The organism is Pandoraea sp. XJJ-1, assembly GCF_026802345.1.
In the GTDB taxonomy this organism is placed as follows: domain Bacteria; phylum Pseudomonadota; class Gammaproteobacteria; order Burkholderiales; family Burkholderiaceae; genus Pandoraea; species Pandoraea cepalis.
Window position 1 is genome coordinate 1,797,822 of record NZ_CP113827.1, and the last position, 22,742, is coordinate 1,820,563.

General features: G+C 64.4%; 22 protein-coding genes. 14 read left to right on the forward strand and 8 right to left on the reverse strand.

The features are described 5' to 3' along the window. Positions 1-54: 54 nt before the first annotated feature. The gene (locus OYT13_RS08185; protein WP_017234934.1) at positions 55-693 is read left to right on the forward strand and encodes a TetR/AcrR family transcriptional regulator; all 639 of its coding nucleotides are present in this window, start codon (positions 55-57) and stop codon (positions 691-693) included. A 107-nt stretch (positions 694-800) separates the two neighbouring features. Here the strand turns inward: OYT13_RS08185 and OYT13_RS08190 are convergent, their stop codons facing one another. Together OYT13_RS08190 and OYT13_RS08195 are read right to left on the reverse strand one after the other, a co-directional pair. Continuing rightward, on the reverse strand, positions 801-2,042 hold the full coding sequence (locus OYT13_RS08190) for a polyhydroxyalkanoate depolymerase (protein WP_268567578.1): 1,242 nt from the start codon (positions 2,040-2,042) through the stop codon (positions 801-803). Positions 2,043-2,260: 218 nt separating this feature from the next. Beyond that, positions 2,261-3,460, reverse strand: a complete 1,200-nt coding sequence (locus OYT13_RS08195; protein ID WP_130025547.1) for an amino acid aminotransferase — start codon at positions 3,458-3,460, stop codon at positions 2,261-2,263. A gap of 319 nt (positions 3,461-3,779) precedes the next feature. Between OYT13_RS08195 and uvrB the strand changes: the two genes are divergently transcribed. The 12 genes from uvrB to iscX all read left to right on the forward strand — a co-directional run bounded on the left by uvrB (position 3,780) and on the right by iscX (position 14,720). Continuing rightward, the gene (gene uvrB, locus OYT13_RS08200) at positions 3,780-5,867 is read left to right on the forward strand and encodes an excinuclease ABC subunit UvrB (protein ID WP_261938790.1); all 2,088 of its coding nucleotides are present in this window, start codon (positions 3,780-3,782) and stop codon (positions 5,865-5,867) included. Continuing rightward, positions 5,864-6,340 carry a low molecular weight protein-tyrosine-phosphatase gene (locus OYT13_RS08205; protein WP_261938789.1) on the forward strand — a complete coding sequence of 159 codons (477 nt, stop codon included), beginning with the start codon at positions 5,864-5,866 and terminating at the stop codon, positions 6,338-6,340. The genes uvrB and OYT13_RS08205 overlap by 4 nt, the downstream gene beginning before the upstream one ends. Positions 6,341-6,418: 78 nt before the next feature. Beyond that, positions 6,419-8,527, forward strand: a complete 2,109-nt coding sequence (locus OYT13_RS08210) for a site-specific recombinase (RefSeq protein WP_268567579.1) — start codon at positions 6,419-6,421, stop codon at positions 8,525-8,527. Between the two features lie 116 nt (positions 8,528-8,643). Then, on the forward strand, positions 8,644-9,171 hold the full coding sequence (gene iscR, locus OYT13_RS08215) for a Fe-S cluster assembly transcriptional regulator IscR (protein ID WP_017234962.1): 528 nt from the start codon (positions 8,644-8,646) through the stop codon (positions 9,169-9,171). Positions 9,172-9,201: 30 nt separating this feature from the next. Then, positions 9,202-10,425, forward strand: coding sequence for an IscS subfamily cysteine desulfurase (locus OYT13_RS08220; protein WP_017234963.1), 1,224 nt, complete (start codon positions 9,202-9,204; stop codon positions 10,423-10,425). 18 nt (positions 10,426-10,443) lie between these two features. Beyond that, entirely contained in the window at positions 10,444-10,851 is a 408-nt protein-coding gene (gene iscU, locus OYT13_RS08225; protein WP_017234964.1) for a Fe-S cluster assembly scaffold IscU, read from the forward strand. 31 nt (positions 10,852-10,882) lie between these two features. Then, positions 10,883-11,206 (forward strand): iron-sulfur cluster assembly protein IscA, encoded by a 324-nt coding sequence (gene iscA, locus OYT13_RS08230; RefSeq protein ID WP_017234965.1) that lies wholly within the window; start codon positions 10,883-10,885, stop codon positions 11,204-11,206. After that, entirely contained in the window at positions 11,172-11,417 is a 246-nt protein-coding gene (locus OYT13_RS08235) for a DUF3565 domain-containing protein (protein ID WP_150563069.1), read from the forward strand. The genes iscA and OYT13_RS08235 overlap by 35 nt, the downstream gene beginning before the upstream one ends. A 198-nt stretch (positions 11,418-11,615) precedes the next feature. After that, on the forward strand, positions 11,616-12,146 hold the full coding sequence (hscB, locus tag OYT13_RS08240; protein ID WP_017234966.1) for a Fe-S protein assembly co-chaperone HscB: 531 nt from the start codon (positions 11,616-11,618) through the stop codon (positions 12,144-12,146). 86 nt (positions 12,147-12,232) lie between these two features. Continuing rightward, entirely contained in the window at positions 12,233-14,110 is a 1,878-nt protein-coding gene (gene hscA, locus OYT13_RS08245) for a Fe-S protein assembly chaperone HscA (RefSeq protein ID WP_261938787.1), read from the forward strand. Between the two features lie 23 nt (positions 14,111-14,133). Beyond that, on the forward strand, positions 14,134-14,475 hold the full coding sequence (gene fdx / locus OYT13_RS08250; protein ID WP_017234968.1) for an ISC system 2Fe-2S type ferredoxin: 342 nt from the start codon (positions 14,134-14,136) through the stop codon (positions 14,473-14,475). A gap of 53 nt (positions 14,476-14,528) precedes the next feature. Further along, on the forward strand, positions 14,529-14,720 hold the full coding sequence (gene iscX / locus OYT13_RS08255) for a Fe-S cluster assembly protein IscX (protein ID WP_017234969.1): 192 nt from the start codon (positions 14,529-14,531) through the stop codon (positions 14,718-14,720). Between the two features lie 121 nt (positions 14,721-14,841). Here the strand turns inward: iscX and OYT13_RS08260 are convergent, their stop codons facing one another. Continuing rightward, positions 14,842-15,549 (reverse strand): glycine zipper 2TM domain-containing protein, encoded by a 708-nt coding sequence (locus OYT13_RS08260; RefSeq protein WP_268567580.1) that lies wholly within the window; start codon positions 15,547-15,549, stop codon positions 14,842-14,844. 328 nt (positions 15,550-15,877) lie between these two features. Here OYT13_RS08260 and OYT13_RS08265 point away from each other — a divergent pair, with 328 nt between their 5' ends. After that, the gene (locus OYT13_RS08265) at positions 15,878-16,480 is read left to right on the forward strand and encodes a hypothetical protein (protein ID WP_261938785.1); all 603 of its coding nucleotides are present in this window, start codon (positions 15,878-15,880) and stop codon (positions 16,478-16,480) included. 23 nt (positions 16,481-16,503) lie between these two features. On the opposite strand, the gene lysS is transcribed toward OYT13_RS08265, so the two are convergent. The 5 genes from lysS to OYT13_RS08290 form a co-directional block, all read right to left on the reverse strand. Then, positions 16,504-18,048 carry a lysine--tRNA ligase gene (gene lysS, locus OYT13_RS08270; protein WP_268567581.1) on the reverse strand — a complete coding sequence of 515 codons (1,545 nt, stop codon included), beginning with the start codon at positions 18,046-18,048 and terminating at the stop codon, positions 16,504-16,506. Positions 18,049-18,064: 16 nt separating this feature from the next. Next, positions 18,065-18,544, reverse strand: a complete 480-nt coding sequence (locus OYT13_RS08275; RefSeq protein ID WP_017234973.1) for an Ivy family c-type lysozyme inhibitor — start codon at positions 18,542-18,544, stop codon at positions 18,065-18,067. A 3-nt stretch (positions 18,545-18,547) separates the two neighbouring features. Continuing rightward, positions 18,548-19,652 (reverse strand): peptide chain release factor 2 gene (gene prfB, locus OYT13_RS08280; protein ID WP_174975058.1). Its coding sequence is split into 2 segments (ribosomal slippage): positions 18,548-19,579 and positions 19,581-19,652, totalling 1,104 coding nucleotides; the frame shifts between segments, so codons are not numbered across the junction. Between the two features lie 148 nt (positions 19,653-19,800). Beyond that, positions 19,801-21,498 (reverse strand): single-stranded-DNA-specific exonuclease RecJ, encoded by a 1,698-nt coding sequence (recJ, locus tag OYT13_RS08285; protein WP_261938783.1) that lies wholly within the window; start codon positions 21,496-21,498, stop codon positions 19,801-19,803. Beyond that, positions 21,495-22,574: a regulator gene (locus tag OYT13_RS08290; protein ID WP_268567582.1), complete on the reverse strand. Its 1,080-nt coding sequence runs from the start codon at positions 22,572-22,574 to the stop codon at positions 21,495-21,497. The genes recJ and OYT13_RS08290 overlap by 4 nt, the downstream gene beginning before the upstream one ends. Positions 22,575-22,742 lie beyond the last annotated feature (168 nt).

The window sequence follows — 22,742 nt, forward strand, 5'->3', positions numbered from 1 at the left end:
AAACACTGAAACCGATGTGCCATAATTCCGCCCGATGAGAACGACCGGCCGATCATGACTACACCTCAAACCAAGATCAAACGCGACCCCGAACGCACGCGTCAGCGCATTCTTGCTGCGGCGATCGAGGAGTTTGCGGAGCGGGGTTCTAGCGGTGCGCGCGTGGACAGCATTGCACGCCGAGCCGACATCAACGAGCGCATGTTGTATTACTACTTCGGCAACAAGGACCAGCTCTATCTGGCGGTGCTCGAGGAAGTCTATGGCGAGTTCAACCGCGCCGAACACGCGCTCAGGCTGGATGTGCTGGCGCCGCTCGATGCCGTGGCCGAACTGGCCCACTTCGTGTGGGACTATTACGCCGACCATCCGGAACTGATTCGGCTCATCAACAACGAGAATCTGCACGACGCGAAGTCGATGCGTCAGTCGACCGAGATTCGCCAACAGGTCTCACCGATTGTCGAGCTGCTCGCGCAGACGCTCAAGCGCGGCGAAGCCAGCGGCGAAATCCGGCCGGGCGTCGATCCGGTCGATCTGTACGTGACGATCTCGGCGATGGGCTACTACGTGATGTCGAACCGCCACACGCTGTCCATCGTGATGGGGCGTGATTTCATGGCCGGCGACGCGCGCACGTCGTATTCGTCCTTCAATACGCAAATGCTGCTGGATTCATTGCGTACGCGATGACCGATTGAGCATGTGGCGCTTGCCGTAGGCTCGTCAAAACAAAACCGCCGCGAGGGCCGAAGCCCCGCGGCGGTTTTGTCATGGCCGCTCGGCGAACCGGTGACGGTTCAGGCGTGCTTGGCGATGAAGTCGCGAATCTGCGGATAAATCACGTTGCGCCAACGACTGCCCGAGAAAATGCCGTAATGGCCGCAAGCCGGGGCGGTAAAATGCGCCCGCCGTTTGGCGGGGATGCCGATGCACAGCTCATGCGCGGCCTGGGTCTGTCCGCTGCCCGAAATGTCGTCCAGCTCGCCTTCGATGGTGAAGAGCGCCGTGGTCTTGATGTCTTGCGGACGAACCCGCTGGCCAGCCACGTCCCACGTACCGCGCGCGAGGCTGAAGTCCTGGAAAACGGTCTTGATCGTGTCGAGATAGTACTCGGCAGCCATGTCGAGCACCGCGTTGTACTCGTCGTAGAAGCGACGATGCGAGTCGGCGTCGTCGTTGTCGCCGCGTACCAGGTCCAGATAGAAATCCCAGTGCGACGTCAGGTGACGGTCAGGGTTCATCGCCACGAACCCGGCGTGCTGAAGGAAGCCCGGATAGACCAGCCGGCCCGAGCCCGGATAATTGGCGGGCACCGGATGGATCACGTGATTCTCGAACCACTCGTACGACTTGTTCGTCGCCAGCGAGTTGACCGACGTCGGACTCTTGCTCGCGTCGATCGGGCCGCCCATCATCGTCATGGTCTTGGGCGTCGTTTCGCCGTTCGATGCCATGAGCGAGATGGCGCCGAGCACCGGCACGGTGGGTTGGCACACCGAAATGACGTGCAGGTTCTCCGCGCCGATGTGGCGAATGAACGCCTGGATGTACGCGACGTAGTCGTCAAGATGGAACGCGCCGGCTTCGAGCGGCACCATGCGCGCATCGATCCAGTCGGTGATGTAGACCTTATGGTCCTTGAGCAGCGTTTTGACGGTGTCGCGCAGCAGCGTGGCGTGGTGGCCGGAGAGCGGCGCGACCACGAGCACGACCGGGTCGTCCTTGAGCTGCCCGACGGCACTGGCGTCGTCGGCGTATCGCTTGAAGCGCAGCAGGCGGCAGAACGGCTTTTCCATCGCCGTGACTTCCACGACCGGAATATTGTGACCGTCGACTTCGACGGCCTTGATATTGAATTCGGGCTTTTCGTAATCCTTGCCGAGCCGGTAGAGCAACTCGTATCCCGCGGCGATGCGGGGCGCGCCCGGCATCATGGCCAATGGGCTGCCCGGATTGACGAACGTGGTCGCCGCTGCCTTGGCCCAGGTGGTCAGGGGGTTCAACCACGCACGGTTGTATTCGTGAATCTGATACAGCATGTTGTGTGCCCAGAGGCGGATGGTGAGCGAATTATGCAACCGTTTATCGCGGCTGTGCAACGCAGCATAACCCTGATATATGGCATTTCTGCATCATTGCGATAGTTTTTGACTATTTTGACAATTGTTTTCAATTATCGTTGCTGCGATGCAACAAATTGGGGTGCAAAAAAAGCCCGCCGGGTGGCGGGCTTCGACTTCGACGATGCCCGATGGGCTTAGCGCAGCACTTGGGCGATGGCCGAGGCGACGCGGTCGATGTTCTTGTCGTTGAGCGCGGCCACGCAGATACGGCCCGTGCTCACGGCATAGATGCCGAACTCTTCACGCAGGCGTTCGACCTGGTCGGCGGTGAGGCCCGAGTACGAGAACATGCCGCGTTGTTTGATCACGAACGAGAAATCGCGTTCCACGCCATGCGCACGCAGCTTCTCGACCAGGGCGAGACGCATCGCGCGGATGCGCTCACGCATTTCGGCCAGTTCCTCTTCCCACAGCGCGCGCAGTTCGGGGCTGCCCAGCACGGCGGCGACGACCGAGCCGCCATGCGTCGGCGGGTTCGAGTAGTTGGTGCGGATCACGCGCTTGAGTTGCGAGAGCACACGGGCCGATTCGTCCTTGCTGCCCGTCACGATCGACAGGGCACCCACGCGTTCGCCATATAGCGAGAACGACTTCGAGAACGAGCTGGACACGAAGAAGTCCAGGCCGGTGGAGGCGAACAGGCGCACCACGGCGGCGTCGGCGTCGATGCCGTCACCGAAACCTTGATAGGCGATGTCGAGGAACGGCACCAGTTTGCGAGCCTTCACGACCTCGACGACTTGTGCCCACTGGTCCATCGACAGGTCGACGCCGGTCGGGTTGTGACAGCAGGCGTGCAGTACGACGATGGTGCCTTCGGGTTCCTTGCCGAGCATGTCGAGCATGCCCGCCAGGTTCACGCCATGCGAGTCGGCGTCGTAGTACGGGTACGAGACGACGTTGAAGCCGGCTTGGCTGAACAGCGCGCGGTGGTTTTCCCAGCTCGGATCGCTGATGGCGACGGTGGCATTCGGGTTCAGTTGCTTGAGGAAGTCAGCGCCGATCTTGAGGGCGCCGGTGCCGCCCAGGGCTTGCGCGGTGACCACGCGGCCTTCGGCCAGCACGGGCGATTCCTTGCCGAACAGCATTTCCTGCACGGCCTTGTCGTAGGCGGCAATGCCTTCGATCGGCAGGTAGCCGCGCGGCAGACCGGCGGCCACGCGTTGTTCTTCGGCGGCCTTCACGGCCTTGAGCAGGGGGAGCTTGCCTTCCGCATTGAAATACACGCCCACGCCCAGGTTCACCTTCTCGGTGCGGTGATCGGCGTTGTAGGCTTCGTTCAGGCCAAGGATGGGGTCGCGCGGGGCGAGTTCGACAGCGGAGAACAGGGTCATTTCGACGGCTCGAGGCAGGTAGTAGGAAAACGCGGCGGGTCGGCGGTATCAGACGCGCGATCAGCTCAACGCGACATTTTAACGAAGATTCTCCACGCTTGTGGGAAACACAGGCGTGCGCGCGCGAAATCGCCTCCCTTTGACACGAAAACTGCCACGTATTGCCAGAAATTGACGACATTGACGTGCCATGGGTCAGGGGGCGACATCGTCGGCCCGGCCTCGCGCCGCAGACAGATCGGTTGTCACCCATGGGCCTCAGGGAATCGTCCGACGCGCTAAAATGCCGGATTACGTCCCTCACGCTTGCGCCCTCGCCATGACTCCTGCGGCAGACAACGATCTCGACGAAAGCAAGTTCCTGACGTTTCCGGATTCGCCTTATCAGCTCTACTGCCCATTTGCCGCGGCCGGCGATCAGCCGGCGGCTATCGCTCAGTTGACCGAGGGCGTGGAGGACGGGCTCGCCTTCCAGACCTTGCTCGGCGTCACCGGCTCCGGCAAGACGTTCACCATGGCGAACGTCTTGGCGCGGCTTGGGCGGCCGGCCATTGTGTTCGCACCGAACAAGACCCTCGCCGCGCAGCTCTACTCGGAATTCCGCGAGTTCTTCCCGCGAAATGCGGTGGAGTACTTCGTCTCGTACTACGACTATTACCAGCCGGAAGCCTACGTTCCGCAGCGCGATCTCTTCATTGAGAAGGATTCGTCCGTCAACGAACACATCGAGCAGATGCGTCTCTCGGCAACGAAGAGCCTGCTGGAGCGGCGCGACGTGGTCATCGTGGCGACGGTCTCGGCGATTTACGGTATCGGCAATCCGAGCGAATACCATCGGATGATTCTGACGATTCGGCAGGGCGACAAGCTGGGGCAGCGCGAGATCATCGCGCGCCTGATCGCCATGCAGTACACCCGCAACGAGACCGACTTCGGTCGCGGCACGTTCCGAGTGCGCGGCGACACCATCGACATCTTCCCGGCGGAGCACGCCGAACTGGCGTTGCGCGTCGACCTGTTCGACGACGAAGTCGATACGCTGCAACTGTTCGATCCGCTCACGGGACGCGTGCGGCAGAAAGTGCCGCGCTTCACGGTGTACCCGTCCTCTCACTACGTGACGCCGCGCGATACGGTGCTGCGCGCCATCGAGACGATCAAGGACGAACTGCGCGAGCGCCTCGACTTCTTCTACAAGGAAGGCAAGCTGGTCGAGGCGCAGCGCCTTGAGCAGCGCACCCGTTTCGATCTGGAGATGTTGCAGGAGCTGGGCTTTTGCAAGGGCATCGAGAACTATTCGAGGCATCTGTCCGGCGCGGCGCCGGGCGAGCCGCCGCCGACCCTCGTCGACTACCTGCCGCCCGATGCGTTGATGTTCCTCGACGAATCGCACGTCCTCATCGGGCAGTTCAACGGCATGTACAACGGCGACCGGGCGCGCAAGGAGAACCTCGTCAACTACGGCTTCCGGCTGCCGTCGGCGCTCGACAACCGTCCGCTCAAGTTTGCCGAATATGAGCGCAAGATGCGTCAGGCCATCTTCGTGTCGGCGACCCCGGCCGATTACGAGGCAAAGCGCACCGGGCAGGTGGTGGAGCAGGTGGTGCGTCCGACCGGCTTGATCGACCCGATCATCATCGTGCGTCCGGCGCAGACACAGGTCGACGATGTGCTGAGTGAGATCAACAAGCGCGTGGCCGTGGGCGAGCGCGTGCTCGTGACCACGCTCACCAAGCGCATGTCAGAGCAGCTCACCGATTATCTGTCGGATAACGGGGTGAAGGTTCGCTATCTGCACAGCGACATCGATACGGTCGAGCGCGTGGAGATCATTCGCGATCTGCGTCTGGGCGCGTTCGACGTGCTGGTCGGGATCAACTTGCTGCGCGAGGGGCTGGATATTCCGGAGGTGTCGCTGGTGGCGATTCTCGATGCGGACAAGGAGGGGTTCCTGCGTTCCGAGCGGTCATTGATTCAGACGATCGGGCGGGCGGCGCGTAACGTTAATGGAACGGCCATCCTCTATGGCGACAAGATGACCGATTCGATGACGCGCGCGATCGGGGAGACGGAGCGTCGCCGTGCCAAGCAGATGGCGCACAACGAGGCACACGGCATCGTGCCGCAGGGGGTGAAGAAGCGCATCAAGGACATCATCGACGGTGTCTACGACCCGCAGGACGCCAAGGCGGAACTGGCCGAAGCCAAGGAGCAGGCGCACTACCAGGACATGTCGGAAAAGCAGTTGGCGCGCGAGATCAAGAAGCTCGAAAAGCAGATGCAGGAGCATGCGCGCAACCTGGAGTTCGAGAAGGCCGCCAAGGCGCGCGACCAGTTGTTGCACGTCAAGGCACTGGTCTTCGGCACCGATGGGGCGAGCGAGGCGGAGTTGGGGCCGAAGGCATGAAAACGACCTCCGTTCTCTTCGTCTGCATGGGCAACATTTGCCGCTCCCCCAGCGCCGACGGCATCTTTCGTCACCGGCTGGCCACCGCTGGGCTCACCGACGTGATCGCCGTCGATTCGGCGGGCACGCACAGTTATCACCTCGGTCACGCGCCCGACGAACGCACGCAGGCCGCTGCCGAGCGGCGAGGCTATGACCTGAGCGCACTGCGTGCGCGCCGCGTCGATGCCGATGACTTCGTGCGCTTCGAATGGATCGTGGCGATGGACAACGCCAACGTCGCCGAACTCGTGGCGCGCTGTCCGGCTGAGTATCGTCACAAGATCGTGCGTCTGATGGACTTTGCCACGCGGCACGACGCCACCGAAGTGCCTGATCCGTATTACGGCGGTGCAAAGGGCTTCGAGACGGTGCTCGACTACATCGAAGACGGGCTCGACGGCCTGCTCGCCCATCTGGAAACGCACCTCTGAGCGTCGGCGACGTTGCGTTGCGCGGTCTGTCCTGTAGTACTGTGCTTTTCTCCTCCCCCTTCACCTCGTCTCCCATCGATGCTCACTTCGTTCACTTCGTACTGGCGTAAATGGCGTGCCTCGCGTCACGCCGGTCATCAGCTCGACGAACTGCTTGCGCACGCCGATCCGTCTGCGCCGCTGGCGGTCCGCAACCAATGGCTGATCGAATTGGCGCACTGGGTGCAAAAGCGCGGCGCCCTCGTCAACGAGGCGCGCGGGGAAGGGGAGGCGGCGCGCTATCGCCCGCACACGCGGCTGCGCTATCTGCTGCAGATGCTCGAGCGAAACCCCGCATGGCGACTCCCCGTGGCGCGCACGCTGCGCAGCGTCGTTGCCGAGAGCGACGCCATTTCGCTGCTGTGCGATACCGGCATGCCGGTGCGCCCGGGGTTTTGGGGGGCGCTGGTCGAGCGCGTTGAGAAGGCGCTGATTCCACCACCGCCGACGCGGCGCGATCTCTCGGCACTGTGCTCGCTGATGTTTCCCGATGGCGACGCCGCCGACTGGATCGCCGCCATGCCGCCGGCATTGCTGGCCGACCTCATCGCGCTCTTGCATGAAGGCGAGGACGATGATGACAACACCGACTGGAACCCTTTCGGCGAGGACTTGCTCGTCGCGATGCACCACCTCGTCGACCAGATTGGGTCGACCGGTCTGTCGCAGGCGGTGCGCTCGCGCCTGGCGTATCCGCGCGCCACCGAATCGCCGTTCTACCAGATCGGACGCGCCATGCAGGCGCTCGAATCGGCTGGGCAGGCGTTCGCCCATGGCGCGCCGCCGTCGCAGCACTTCGTGCAGCAGATCAACGTGTTCCGCGCGCTGATCGACGACTGCGCGCGCGCGGCGCGTCAGGTCTATGCCCATCTGGACGAAAACGGCGTGAGCGTGGACATCGTGTTTCAGGTCGAACGCACCAAGGCGCGGATCCGTCGGCTCGAGCGTCTGCTCGAAGCCTGGCTCACGCACGGCGAGAGCGGCGATCGCGCCGTCGCGCGGGTGCAACTCCTCGCCGATCTGGTGCGCGCGAACCGGGCGAGCCAGAGCGTGGGCGAATTGGCGCGCACGTCGTTCGGGCTGTTGGCGCGCAAGGTCGTCGAGCGCAGCGCCGAGACGGGCGAGCATTACATCGCCCGCAATCGCAGCGAGTACTTCACCATGCTGAAGATGGCGTGCGGCGGCGGTCTGGTGACGGTGGTGACTGTCTACGTCAAGTTCCTGATTGCGAGCGCGCACCTGCCGACGGTCGTCGAAGGCTTCCTCGCCGGGGCCAACTACGCGCTCTGCTTCCTGTTCATGCACTTCTGCCATTTCACGCTCGCGACCAAGCAGCCGGCCATGACCGCGCCGGCCATCGCCCGCAAGCTCGACGATGTCGACACGCCCGCCGGTATGGACGCCTTCGTGGGCGAGGTCATCGCTCTCGTGCGTACGCAAGCGGCCGCTATCTTCGGCAACCTGGCGGTGGTGTTCCCGTTCTGCCTGCTGGTGCAATGGACGGTGTCGGCGGCGCTTGGCATGAACACGATTCCGCCCGAAAAAGCCCATGCGACGCTGAGTTCGTTCTCGATATTGGGTATCACGCCGCTGTTCGCGGCCATGACGGCGGTGCTGTTGTGGTTCTCCAGTCTGATTTCAGGCTGGGCCGACAATTGGTTTGCGCTGCACGGCATCGGGGATGTGCTGGCCTACAACCGACGACTGCGCTTCGTCTTCGGACGGAACGGGGCGGCGCGGCTGGCAGACGCGTGCCGCCGTCACATTGCCCCGGTGCTCGGGAATCTGACGCTCGGCTTCATGCTGGGTCTCGTGCCGGCGGTGCTGACGGCGTTCGCGCTGCCGTTCGAGGTGCGCCACGTCACGTTGTCGACCGGCGCGATCGCGACGTCGATCGGCGTGCTGGGCATGCCGGTGCTGCGCGATCCGGCGCTCTGGCTGGCCGTTGCCGGTGTCGGGTCGATGGCGCTGCTCAACGTCGGTGTGAGTTTCGCGTTAGCATTCCACATGGCGCTCAGATCGCGTCCCCTGCCAATGGGCGACCGCCGGCACATTTACCGTGCCCTCTGGCGCGCCGTGCTATGCAATCCGCTGGTGCTGCTGTTCCCCCTGCGCGCCCCCCAGGCGAACGCGCGTCCCGAAAATTAGCAAATTTCCCAAATGGGCGACGGAACTTTTGCAAAAAATGGGCCAGAAGTACTTGACTGATTTCGTAGGGAATTTATACTTGACGAAAATAGTCGAGATTAATCCCCTGCATCCTCATGAGACTTACCACGAAAGGCCGTTTCGCCGTCACGGCGATGATCGACCTGGCCATGCGCCAGGACGCGGGTCCCGTGACGCTTGCGGGCATTAGTCAGCGTCAACGGATTTCCCTCTCTTACCTGGAACAGTTGTTCGGCAAGCTGCGCCGCCACGAGATCGTGGAGAGCGTGCGTGGGCCGGGCGGCGGATACAGTCTGGCGCGTCGCGCGGAAGAGGTGACGGTCGCGGACATCATCATCGCGGTCGACGAACCGCTCGACGCCACGCAGTGCGGCAGCAAGGGCAATTGCGAGAAGGGCCAGGACGGCCATCGCGGCCACTGCATGACGCACGAGCTGTGGGCAACGCTCAACCAGAAGATGGTCGAGTATCTCGATTCGGTTTCGCTGCGCGACCTCGTCGAGCAGCAGCGCAGCAAGCAGGCCCAACAGGCCGTGCTGCACGACACGCGCGAGTCCGGCACACCCAGCCAGACCATTGCCACGCGCATTCCCAATTCGGTCTTCGATATGGCCCGTTCTTAACTGGCGCCACGGCACGATCCTGGAGCACCCATGAAAAACGACACCCTCAACCTCCCCATTTACATGGATTACAGCGCCACGACGCCGATTGACCCGCGCGTCGTGGACAAGATGTTGCCGTACCTGCGCGAGCAGTTCGGCAACCCGGCATCGCGCAGCCACTCGTTCGGCTGGGCCGCCGAGCAGGCCGTGGAAGAGGCACGCGAGGAAGTCGCCAAGCTGGTGAACGCCGATCCGCGCGAGATCGTCTGGACGTCGGGCGCCACCGAGTCGAACAACCTCGCCATCAAGGGCGCGGCGCACTTCTACCAAGGCAAGGGCAAGCACCTCGTCACGGTGAAGACCGAACACAAGGCCGTGCTCGACACAACGCGCGAGCTGGAGCGCGAAGGCTTCGAAGTCACGTATCTGGATGTCAAGGACGACGGTCTGCTCGATCTCGACGTCTTCAAGGCCGCGCTGCGTCCGGACACGATTCTCGTGTCGATCATGGCGGTGAACAACGAAATCGGCGTCATCCAGGACATCGAGACGCTCGGAGAGATCTGCCGCGAGAAGGGCATCATCTTCCACGTCGACGCCGCACAGGCCACGGGCAAGATGCCCATCGACCTGGCCAAGCTGAAGGTCGACCTGATGTCGTTCTCGGCGCACAAGACGTATGGCCCGAAGGGCATCGGCGCGCTGTACGTGCGTCGCAAGCCGCGTGTGCGCATCGAGGCACAGATTCACGGCGGCGGTCACGAACGCGGCATGCGTTCGGGCACGCTCGCCACGCACCAGATCGTGGGCATGGGCGAGGCGTTCCGTCTGGCGCGTGAAGAGATGGCGACGGAGAACGAGCGCGTGCGCATGCTGCGCGATCGTCTGCTGCGCGGTCTGACGGAAATGGAAGAAGTGTATGTGAACGGCGACATGGAAAAGCGTGTGCCGCACAACCTGAACATCAGCTTCAATTTTGTCGAAGGCGAGTCGCTGATCATGGCGATCAAGGACGTTGCGGTGTCGTCGGGTTCGGCGTGCACGTCGGCCTCGCTGGAGCCGTCGTACGTGTTGCGTGCGCTGGGTCGCAACGACGAACTGGCGCACAGCTCGATTCGCTTCACGGTGGGTCGCTTTACGACCGAGCAGGAAGTCGACTATGTGGTCGATCTGCTCAAGGCCAAGATCGGCAAGCTGCGCGATCTGTCGCCGCTGTGGGAAATGTACAAGGACGGGGTCGATCTGAATTCGATCCAGTGGGCCGCACACTGAGCATTCAAGGAGTTAGCCATGTCTTACAGCAAGGAAGTTCTGGATCACTACGAAAACCCGCGCAACGTCGGTTCGTTCGAAAAGGGCGATGACGCCGTCGGCACGGGCATGGTCGGCGCACCGGCGTGCGGCGACGTGATGAAGCTGCAGATTCGCGTGAACGAAGCCGGCGTGATCGAAGACGCCAAGTTCAAGACCTACGGCTGCGGCTCGGCGATTGCGTCGTCGTCGCTGGTCACCGAGTGGGTCAAGGGCAAGACGCTCGATCAGGCGCTCGATATCAAGAACACCCAGATCGCGCAGGAGCTGGCGCTGCCGCCGGTGAAGATTCACTGCTCGATTCTGGCCGAAGACGCCATCAAGGCGGCCGTGGCCGACTACAAGCAGAAGCACGGCCAGACGGCCGAGCCGGCCAAGGCTGCGTAAGCGGCACGACGGATAAAGGAATCAGGCAACCATGGCCATTACATTGACCGAGAAGGCCGCGCAGCACGTTTCGCGTTATCTGACGCGGCGCGGCAAGGGCGTGGGCCTGCGGCTGGGCGTGAAGACGACCGGCTGCTCGGGCCTGGCCTACAAGCTGGAATACGCCGACGACGTGGCGGGCGAGGACACGGTCTTCGAGAGCCACGGCGTGAAGGTGATCGTCGATCCGAAGAGTCTGCCGTATATCGATGGCACCGAGCTGGACTTCGCGCGCGAAGGCTTGAACGAAGGGTTTCGCTTCAACAATCCGAACGTCAAGGATGAGTGCGGCTGCGGCGAGTCGTTCCGGATCTGACACTGCGCCGTTGCGCGAGATCGTCGGGTTCCGGCAGGACGACGAAGGCCAATGGGTCGCGCGTCTGGCGTGCGGGCATGGGCAACATGTCCGGCATCTTCCCCCGTGGCAGATCCGGACATGGACGCAAAGCGCGGCAGGCCGCGACGCGATGCTCGGTAGCCGGTTGCGCTGCCGCAAATGTGAGCGCGGCGAGCCGCCCGACGCGTGAGGCGGTGGGCCTCGCCTGGCGGCGGTCGCCATGGCAGCGAAATAGGTCGCCGGACCGTCGGACGGTTCGGCGCCGAAGCAGCAGCGTAGGCAACCAGGCGGCGCGAGCCGCTTTTTTTACGGGCCGACGGTGGGTGGCATGGCGCGCATGGCGCGACGTCCCCTCGCATGGGCGCCCTGGATGGATGATGAGTGCGCGATGAGTGCATTGACTGACAACTACTTCACGCTGTTCGATCTGCCGCAGCGCTTTGCGCTCGACGCAGACGCGCTCGACGCGGCCTACCGAGCCGTGCAATCGCGCGTGCATCCAGATCGATTCGCGAGTGCGAGCGATGCCGAACGCCGCGTGGCCATGCAATGGGCCGCGCAGGCGAACGCCGCCTACCGCACGCTGCGCGACCCGCTGCAACGCGCGACGTATCTGCTCACGCTGCAGGGCATCGATGTGGGCGCGGAGAACAACACCGCGATGGCCCCCGATTTCCTGATGCAGCAGATGGAGTGGCGCGAAGCCATCGACGACGCCGTGGACGCGCGCAATATCGGCGCTCTGGAAACCCTTGCCAAATCGTTGCGCGAGGATCGTCGCGTGCGGCTCGCCAAGTTGGGCGACTGGCTCGAGAGCCAGGCCTGGCAACCGGCCGCCGAAGCCGTGCGGCAACTGATGTTCATTGCGCGCGCCGACGAAGACATCGCGCAGCGCATCGAAATGCTGGAAAACGCGTGACGGCCCGGTGCGGCGCCGTCACATGTCATTGAGAACTGCTTGAGAACAGGGCGGCCGCGCGAGCGCGCCGCCCGCATTGCAAAGTCATGGCCCTTCTGCAAATTTCCGAACCCGGCATGTCCCCCGCGCCGCATCAGCGGCGACTCGCCGTGGGCATCGACCTGGGCACGACGCATTCGCTCGTGGCCTCTGTACGTAGCGGGGTGGCCGAAGTGCTCCCGGACGAACAGGGCCGCGTGCTGCTGCCGTCCGTCGTGCGCTATCTGGGCGGTCCCCGTACCCAGATCGGCTACGACGCCCGTGCGGCTGCCGCCAGCGATCCGCGCAACACCATCGTCTCGGTCAAGCGATTCATGGGCCGGGGTCTGGCCGATGTTGCCCATGCCGACAACGCGCCGTACGATTTCGTCGACGCGCCGGGCATGGTGCAGATGACGACGGCCGGCGGCGTCAAGAGCCCGGTGGAAGTGTCTGCCGAAATTCTCGCCACGTTGCGTCAGCGCGCCGAAGACACGCTCGGCGACGATCTGGTGGGCGCCGTGATCACCGTGCCCGCGTACTTCGACGACGCGCAGCGTCAGGCCACCAAGGATGCCGCGCGTCTGGCCGGCCTGAATGTGTTGCGTCTGCTCAATGAGCCCACGGCGGCCGCGATCGCCTACGGTCTCGACAATGCGGCCGAAGGCCTTTACGCGGTCTACGACCTGGGTGGCGGCACGTTCGACATCTCGATTCTGCGACTGACGAAGGGCGTGTTCGAAGTGCTCGCGGCGGGCGGCGATTCCGCGCTTGGCGGCGACGACTTCGATCAGGCGATCTACCGCTGGGCGGTGGCGGAGGCCGGTCTCGACGCGGCTTCGCTCACGCCTGAGGATGTGCGCGGCTTGCTCGATCACGCGCGCACCGCCAAGGAAGCGTTGACCGACGCCGCGCAAACGACGATCGCCCTGACGCTGTCTGGCGAGCGCAACCTCGCGTTGACGCTCACGCGCGACCAATTCACGGCGCTGGGCGCGCCGCTCGTGCAACGCACGATCGGCCCGATGCGCAAGGCGCTGCGCGACGCCGGCATGGGCCCGGACGACGTCAAGGGCGTCGTGCTCGTCGGCGGCGCCACGCGCATGCCGCAAGTGCGTGCCGCGGTTGCGACCTTCTTCGGACGCGAACCGCTGATCGATCTCGATCCGGATCAGGTGGTGGCGCTCGGCGCTGCCGTGCAGGCCAATCTGCTGGCCGGCAATCAGGCGGAAGGTGACGACTGGCTGCTGCTCGACGTGATTCCGCTGTCGCTCGGTGTCGAGACGATGGGGGGCCTCGTCGAGAAGATCATTCCGCGTAACGCCACGATTCCCGTGGCGCGTGCGCAGGAATTCACCACGTTCAAGGACGGCCAGACGGCGATGGCCGTTCACGTGCTGCAAGGCGAGCGTGAGCTGGCGTCCGATTGCCGCTCGCTGGCCCGGTTCGAATTGCGCGGCATTCCGCCGATGACGGCCGGCGCGGCACGTATTCGCGTGACGTATCAGGTCGACGCCGATGGGCTGCTCTCCGTCTCCGCCCAGGAGTTGCACTCGGGCGTGGCGGCCTCTATCGAGGTCAAGCCGTCGTACGGTCTGGCGGACGACGATATCTCGCGCATGCTGCAAGACAGCTTCGGTTCGGCCGAAGCGGATATGCGCGCCCGTGCGCTGCGCGAGCAGCAAGTGGAAGCCGAGCGTCTGCTGGTCGCGATCGACAGCGCCTTGCAGGCGGACCCGGAACTGCTCGACGCCGACGAGCGCGCACAGATCGACGGCTTGCTGGCCGAGTTGCGCCAGAAGGCGTCCGGCGACGATCAGATTGCCATCAAGACGGCGACCGAAACGCTCTCGCATGCGACCGACGCGTTTGCCGCGCGCCGCATGGACAAGAGCATCCGCGCGGCGCTGGCTGGCCGGCGCGTGGCGGACATCGACAAACTGTAAGACACACACGGAAAGCCAAAGCCATGCCTCAAATTGTTGTATTGCCTCACGTCGAGCTGTGCCCCGAGGGCGCGGTGCTGGACGTTCCGACCGGCACCACCGTGTGCAGAGCGTTGTTGGACAACGGCATTGAAATCGAACACGCGTGCGAGTTGTCGTGCGCGTGCACCACGTGCCACGTGATCGTGCGCGAGGGTTTCGAGGCGTTGGAGCCGGCCGAAGACGAGGAAGAGGATCTGCTCGACAAAGCCTGGGGCCTGGAGCCGACATCGCGCCTGTCGTGCCAGACGAAGATGCCCGCCGACACCGATCTGGTCGTCGAGATTCCGAAGTACACGATCAATCACGCCAAGGAAAGCCACTGATCGACGCCGTTTGGCGTTGCGTGGCGACACGTCAGAAGAAGAGGACCCTGCCCATGAAATGGACCGACATTCAGGACATCGCGATTGCGCTTACCGAGGCGCATCCCGACATCGACCCGCAATACGTGCGCTTTACCGACCTGCATCAGTGGGTGATGGCGCTCGACGGCTTTGACGACGCGCCTGACCGTGCCGGTGAGAAGGTGCTCGAAGCGATTCAGATGGCGTGGATCGACGAGGTCTGACCCGACGATCGCGCAGGGCGCGCGACGCTGCCGCAGAGACAAAAGCCGCTCATGACGAGCGGCTTTTGCGTTAACGCGAGCTCCGTTGCGGCACGAACGGGGTCACGCGGATCCCACGCCCTTAGCCCGCGCGCACCAGCCCGTTGTTTTCGAGCCGCACGCGATCCCCCGGCTGCACGCCAGGGGCGGACTGATAGGTCCAGTAGCGCGTCTTGCCGGTATCCATGCGCACGTACACGCGATACACGGTTTCGGAGCGAACGCGCTTCTCGACTTCGTTGCCGGCCAGACCGCCGCCCAGCGCGCCGACCACGGTCATCGCCGTGCGGCCGTTACCCGCGCCAAACTGGTTGCCGAGCAGGCCGCCAGCAACGGCACCGCCGACGGCGCCCAGGCCCGAGGCCTGACCTTGCGTGCTGATTGGTTCCACCGACTGCACCGTGCCGCACGTCGAGCATGTCGCCGCCTGACGCTGTGCGGGGGCGGCCGAGGATTGGGCATATGACGGCTGCGGCGCCGGGGCCCGTGGTGCCGGTGCCCGCTGCGGCGCGTACTGAGCTTGCTGCGGCGCGTATTGCGTCTGCTGGGCCTGCTGCTGCGTCGGCTGCTCCGTCAACGGCGAGCTGCGCATCGCGTTCGAAGACGGCTGTTGGGCCGACGTCAGCGCGTACTGCGAATGATCGACGGTCGTTGCGGGGCCGTCGGTGCTTTTGGCGACAGGGAGCACGCCCGTGATGGCGGCAACGCCGAGCAGGCTGACGACCACGATACTGCCGGCTGCGGCAGCGACCAGCGGATGCATGCGGCGCGGTTGAAGTTCGTTATTCATGTGGTTTTTCTCCATCGTGCGGTTGTGGCGAACCCCATTCTTCGTGCTGACAGGCACGGGAGGCTTCGCATGAGAAAAGTCTCCGTCATGGCAGGCGCGGCATCCGTTTCATTTTGTAACGCGATGTAAGATGTGCATCGCGGCAGTCCCAGGCGAGTGCCCTTCGACTGACTGCTAATTCATTGAAAAATATGAAGTTTTTTCTCGGTTGACGGGGCGCTTCGTCGTCATCGTGCGCGGTTGTCATCACAATTGAAACAAGTCGCGCCGCGCGCATAATGGCACGCATTGTCCGTCAACGTCCTTCTTGCCGATTCGTCCCAACGCCATGATCGATACGCTGCCGCTGCTGGATACCCCGCTCGACGCCGCAAGCCACGCGCACCTCTATCCGTACGTGGTACAACGCGCGTGGGTCGACGTCCACGATCCGCAAGGGGAGGTCAGCGAACCGTTTTCGGACGACGTTTTCGTGACGCTCGTGCTCGATGGCACGGCTGGACTACGCCGGCTGCAGGGCGAGGATTTGCGCGCGGCCGGTCTGACGTTCGAGGCGGCATTTGCGCAAGCCGCGTCGAATCTCGCGCGCGCATGGAAGGCGGGGCATTTCGAGTTCGGCATTGCGCGACTTGACGACGGCACGCCGATTGCCGGCTGTCGCGGCAATTGGATGGCACCGGCTGGCGGCCTGGTGCTGGGCAATCTCTACCAGTCGATGGTCGAGCATTTCGAGGTGACGGACTTTGCGGCCGTCCCCGTCAATCGCACATTGCTTCTCGCGTTTCCGACCGATGCCAAAACGCTGTCGTCGCTGGCGTTACGGCAATTGGTGGAAGGGGCGGCGAGCGGTGCGATTCTCCCCATCGCGCGCACCTGGTTGCGGCTCGATGGAGAGTGGCCGTCCGCCTATCGCGGCGTTCCGGCCTTCTAAGCGCTCCAACCGTTCCAAGCGACTCAGTCTTCGCGGCGCAGGTGCGGGAAGAGCAGCACGTCGCGAATGTTCGGACTGTCGGTGAGCAGCATGATCAGACGGTCGATGCCGATGCCGCAGCCGCCCGTCGGGGGCATGCCGTACTCGAGCGCGCGAATGTAATCGGCGTCGTAATACATGGCCTCTTCGTCGCCCGCGTCCTTCTGCTCGACCTGCGCACGAAAGCGTGCGGCCTGATCTTCCGGGTCGTTCAACTCGGAGAAGCCGTTGGCGATCTCGCGGCCCGTGATGAACAGTTCGAAGCGCTCGGTGATGCCTGGCACGGTATCGGACTCGCGCGCGAGCGGCGAGACTTCCACCGGATAGTCGACGATGAAAGTCGGCTCCCACAACTGGCTCTCGGCCGTCTCTTCGAACAGGGCCAGTTGCAGCGCACCGAGGCCCGCGTTCTTGAACTGCGGCGCATCGACCTTCACGCCATACTTGCCCAGCGCGCCACGCACGAATTCGATGTCGGCCAGTTGCGCTTCGGTGAACTCGGGCGCGTACTTGCGAATCGCTTCGACGATCGTCAGGCGGTGGAACGGCTTGGACAAATCGAGTTCGCGGCCCTGGTACTCGATGGTCGCGGTGCCGCGCGCGTCGAGTGCGGCGTTGCGGATCAGCGCTTCGGTGAAGTCCATCAGCCAACGGTAGTCCGTGTAGGCCGCGTAGAACTCCATCATCGTGAATTCCGGGTTGTGGCGCGGCGATACGCCTTCATTGCGGAAGTTACGGTTGATCTCGAACACACGCTCGAAGCCGCCAACGATCAGGCGCTTCAGATACAGCTCCGGCGCGATACGCAGATACATCTGCATGTCGAGCGCGTTGTGGTGCGTGATGAACGGCTTGGCCGCGGCGCCGCCCGGAATCGGGTGCAGCATCGGCGTTTCGACTTCCATGAAGTCGGCGTCGGTCATGTACTTGCGCATCGACGCGATGGCCTTCGCGCGGGCGCGGAACGTGCTGCGCGTCTCGGGCGAGGTGATCAGGTCGACGTAGCGCTGACGGTACTTCGTCTCCTGGTCGGACAGGCCGTGGAACTTGTCCGGCAGCGGGCGCAGCGCCTTGGCGAGCAGACGCAGTGCCTTCACCTTGACCGACAGTTCGCCGGTGCGCGTGCGGAACAGCGTGCCGGTCGCGGCGACGATATCGCCGATGTCCCAGCCCTTGAAGGCGGTCATGGCATCGGCGCCGACGTCGTCGCGGCCGATGAAGAACTGGATCTGACCGCTGCCGTCCTGCACGGTGGCGAAGGCGGCCTTGCCCATCACGCGCTTGAGCATCATGCGACCGGCCACCGACACGGGGACGGGCTCGGCTTCGAGCACCTCGTTGTCCACGTCCTGATAGCGCGCCTGCAGGTCGCCGGCGTGCTGTTCGGGACGGAAGTCGTTCGGGAACGCCACGCCGTTGGCACGCAGCGCCTGCAGTTTCTCGCGACGCTCCGCGATGAGCTTGTTGTCGTCGTGCGGCAGGTCGCCCGCCGGGGTGCCCGTGTGGGCCGGAGTATTGTGATCGGTCATGGTGCGAGCGATGAAGTTATTCGGTAAAACGCAGCGTGTGCAGCAGGGCATTCTTGAGCAAGCCGTCGGGCGTGCCCAGCCAGATCAATTCGGTGCGGTCCTGATGCGGTCCGGCATTGGCCGCCGCACTCGGGTCCCGCACGAACAGCGCCGCGATCGCCTGTGAGCGCGGCTCATACAAAATGTGGACATACTCGCTCGGGCAATCGTGCGGCTTGCAGCTCTGCACCAGCAACCAGGGCTTGCCGGCGACGCTCACGCGTTGCGACGGCGTCGATGTGCCACCCTGACGCACCCACGCGGGAACGTTGCGTGGCGTGGTGATGCGCGCATAGGCCCCCGAGAAGTCCGGGCGCTTGAGCAATTCATGCAGGTACGGTCCCGTCTCGGGATTGGCTCCCGGTGCGCCCGGTGTACTGGCCGGGGCAGCAACGGCGGCGCACTGCAGACACAGCGCGCTCACCCCCCACACGGCTAGCGTGCGGACAAACGCCATTCCTTACACTCCCTGCTTGAGACTCGCGGAGATGAAGTCGTCCAGGTCGCCGTCGAGTACCTTGCCGGTATTACCGGTTTCCACGCCGGTGCGCAGGTCCTTGACGCGTGACTGGTCGAGCACGTACGAGCGAATCTGATGGCCCCAGCCCACATCGGTCTTGCTCGACTCCAGCTTGTCCTGCTCGGCACGACGCTTGCGCATTTCATGTTCGAACAGGCGCGAGCGGAGCATGTCCCACGCTTCGGCGCGGTTGCGGTGCTGCGAACGGTCGTTCTGGCAGGCGACGACAATGCCGGTCGGGATGTGTGTCAGGCGAACGGCGGAATCGGTCTTGTTGATGTGCTGGCCGCCTGCACCGGAGGCGCGATACGTGTCGGTACGCACGTCGGCCGGATTGATTTCGATGTCGATCGAATCATCCACTTCCGGGTACACGAACAGGCTGGCGAACGACGTATGGCGACCGCCCGACGAGTCGAACGGCGACTTGCGCACCAAACGATGCACGCCGGTTTCCGTACGCAGATAGCCGTAAGCGTAGTCGCCGGTGACCTTCAGCGAGGCGCTCTTGATGCCCGCGACATCGCCGTCCGACACTTCGAGCACTTCGGCCTTGAAGCCCTTGCGTTCGCAGTAGCGCAGATATTGGCGCAGCAGCATGCCGGCCCAGTCGTTGGCCTCGGTGCCGCCGGCGCCGGCCTGGATATCGATGAAGCAGTTGTTCGGGTCGGCCGGGGTGTTGAACATCCGGCGGAACTCCATCTCGCCCACACGAGCGGCGAGACCCTGCGTGTCATGCTCAAGCGCCAGCAACGAGTCTTCATCGCCCTCGTCGCGCGACATTTCGAACAGTTCCTGCGTATCGGAAAGGCTGGCGTCGAGTTCGGTCAGGTTGCTGACGATGCTGTCGAGCGCCTTCTTTTCCTTGCCCAGTGCCTGAGCACGCTTGGAATCGTTCCAGATGTTGGGGTCTTCGAGTTCTTTGTTGACTTCAATCAGGCGAGCTTGCTTGACATCGAAGTCAAAGATACCCCCTGAGCTCGCCGACGCGGGTGCGCAGGTCGGCGAGCAGGGATTCAAGTGCGTTTAGGCGTTCGGCTTCCATGAGCTTTGACAGGGGCGAATTCGGGGAAACGAGGATTATAGCGCAGCGAAGCCCCCGTTTCCCCACTTTTCCCGGGCGGATGACGCGTTCCGGACGGCTGGCCACCGCCGTCCGCGCGCAAGACAGGCGGTCCTGGCGCCGCCGACGGTCAGCCCTGAGCGTGCTCGACGATCATCTGTACGCGCGAGACGCCGTTGAAGGTGTCGGCGGCCAAGCGATAGGCAAATCGCGCCCGGCTCGGCAAGGTATCGGCGTGATTGAACCAGATGGCGTTGAAGCGCATGCGCCCGCGACCGAGTTGCAACTTCAGGTGCTTGTCCTTGAGGATGGCCTGCGAGAGCACATCGAACTCGCCCGAGAACACGGGCGGCGGGAAACCCTGTCCCCACACCTGTGCGTCGAGCAGGGCGACAAAGGGCGGCACGAAGCACTCGTCGCCGATGTCGCCGTCGGTCTCGATCACGCGCGAGAGCGCCGTCTCGTCGAGCCACGCCTGCCCCACGGCTTCGAATGCCGACTGGAAGCGCGGCAGGGCGTCGGCGGCGATCGTGAGGCCCGCGGCCATCGCGTGACCACCGAACTTGCCGATGAGACCCGGTTCGCGCTTGGTGACGAGATCGAGCGCGTCGCGCAAGTGAAAACCCGGAATCGAGCGGCCGGACCCCTTGATCTGGCCGTCGTCGCCGGGGGCGAACACGATGGTCGGACGGTAGAACTTTTCTTTGAGCCGCGCGGCCACGATCCCGATCACGCCCTGGTGCCAGGTCTCGTTGAACGCGCACAGCGTCGTGGCGGCACGAGGGTCGAAGCGCGCCAGATCGGCCAGGGCTTCCTGCTGCATCCCTGCCTCGATCTCACGGCGCTCGCGATTCATCGCGTCGAGTTCCTGCGCGAGCGTCCAGGCGCGGGCGTCGTCGTCCGTCAGCAGACACTCGATGCCGAGCGACATGTCGGCGAGGCGCCCGGCGGCGTTCAGACGCGGCCCTAGGCCGAAGCCCAGATCGAAACTGCCCGCCTGACGCGCATTGCGGGCGGCCGCGCGAAAAAGCGCATTGATGCCCGGATGCATGCGCCCGGCGCGCATGCGCGACAGCCCTTGCGCCACGAGGATGCGGTTGTTGGCGTCGAGCTTGACCACGTCAGCGACGGTGCCCAGCGCGACCAGGTCGAGCAACGTATCGAGCCGGGGTTGTTCGCGCGCCTCGAACGCCCCGCGCGTGCGCAACTCGGCGCGCAGCGCGAGCAGAACGTAGAACATCACACCGACACCGGCGAGGTTCTTGCTCGGGAATGCGCAGCCCGGCTGGTTGGGATTGACGATACAACGCGCGTTGGGTAATTCGCTGCCCGGCAGATGGTGATCGGTCACCACGACTTCGATGCCGAGCGCCTGCGCGGCGGCCACGCCGTCGAGGCTGGCGATGCCGTTGTCGACGGTGATCAACACGTCGGGCGGTCCCGCCTTGCCTTGCGCGGCCAGTGCCACGATTTCGGGCGTCAGGCCATAGCCGTATTCGAAGCGGTTCGGCACCAGGTACTCGACCTTCGCCCCGAACATGCGCAAGCCGCGCACGGCCACGGCGCAGGCGGTCGCACCGTCGCAATCGTAGTCGGCCACCACGAGCATGCGCTTGCCGGCGGCGATGGCGTCGGCAAGGAAGGCGGCGGCCTCTTGCGCGCCCTTGAGCTGGGTCGGGGGGATCAACCGGGCCAGCGCCGTTTCGGTCTCGGCGGTCTCGGCCACGCCGCGCGACGCGAACAGGCGGGCGAGCACCGGGTGGACGCCGTCGCGCGCGAGGGCGTTGGCCGTCGCGTCGTCGACATGACGGGTGACGATGTCGGTCATGCGACTTCCTCGCCAAGCCGCGCGAGCGGCACCATGCGGGTGGTGAGCGCCTGACGGCGCCAGAACTTGCGCAAGTCGCCGCCGCGCGAGCGCATCGTCACGCTGTGACTGTCGCCGCACAACGTGACCGAGACTTCGCGGGCCTGGCCCTGGGCGACACGCGCGAGCGCCGGCGCGAGCCAGTGGCGGTCGATGTCGACGAGGGCATCGCGCCAGCGCGCCCAGTCTTCCGTCAGGAAATACGGCGTGAGCGTGTCGAGTTGCACGACGGTTCTGCCGTTCGCGGCAGCAAGGCCGGCGTCGGTGCCGTGCAAGGCGATTTGCAGATGGTTCGCCAGGCCGCGGGTGGCGGGGGCGTCTGCCAGGATCGTCACGCAGGGCCGGTTCAGGCGCGGCGCGGCAATGCGCTGACCGCCGCCATACAGCCAGATGGCATTGACCGGCGGCAGGCCGCGGGCTTCGCGTGCCTGATTGGCCGGATGGTCGTACCAGGCCATCTGGACTTCGTTCTGCCATTTGCGCCACGTCAGTTCGGCCTTGCCTTGCGGCAGCCAGATGTCGACGTTGCGGCCGGCCGCGCGCGCGGGCGACGCGGTGAGCAGGTCGCCCAGCGCCGGCGCGCTCAGGTACCACCGGTCCGGGCGCGGGGCGACGAGGTCGCCGCCGACCTCAGCGAACAGGGCATGTGCGGTGGCGAACAGGGCGGCTGAATCCTCGTGGCTCAACGCGAGTTCGGCGGGATCGGTCAGTACCAGGTGGTCGGTGGCGATGTGGATGTGCGCCGGCTGCGCGCAGTACCAGAACCGGGTGTCGAGCATGCCGCTGTCCTCGAACAGCATGAAAGGCGCGAGCGGCGCGCGCGACGGCCCGCCGGGCAGGCCGAAGGCTTCGGTCAGCCAGCGTTCATGGGGCAGCGTGGGGACGAACGGGTCGGCCGGCACGTCCTGCGCTGCCTGGACGCCGCGCGCGAGCAACTTTTCGAGCGCAGGCAACTCCAAGTTGGCCAGCAGTGCGGGCAAATGGGCCGACGCGGGCAACGCGAACGGCAAGAGAAAGTGCAGGGCAGGTGTATCCATATCGAGGCGAATTGTATGGCAAACTTCGCGCTGGCAGTTGGCTGACCCTCACGTCAGGGGCTGAACGAGCCATGTGTCGAGCCGGGTTCAGGTCGGGTGGCCGCCGGGCCGCGACGACATGGGGCCACGTGGCGGTCAGATACATGGGGGCTGGGCACCGGTGCGGAC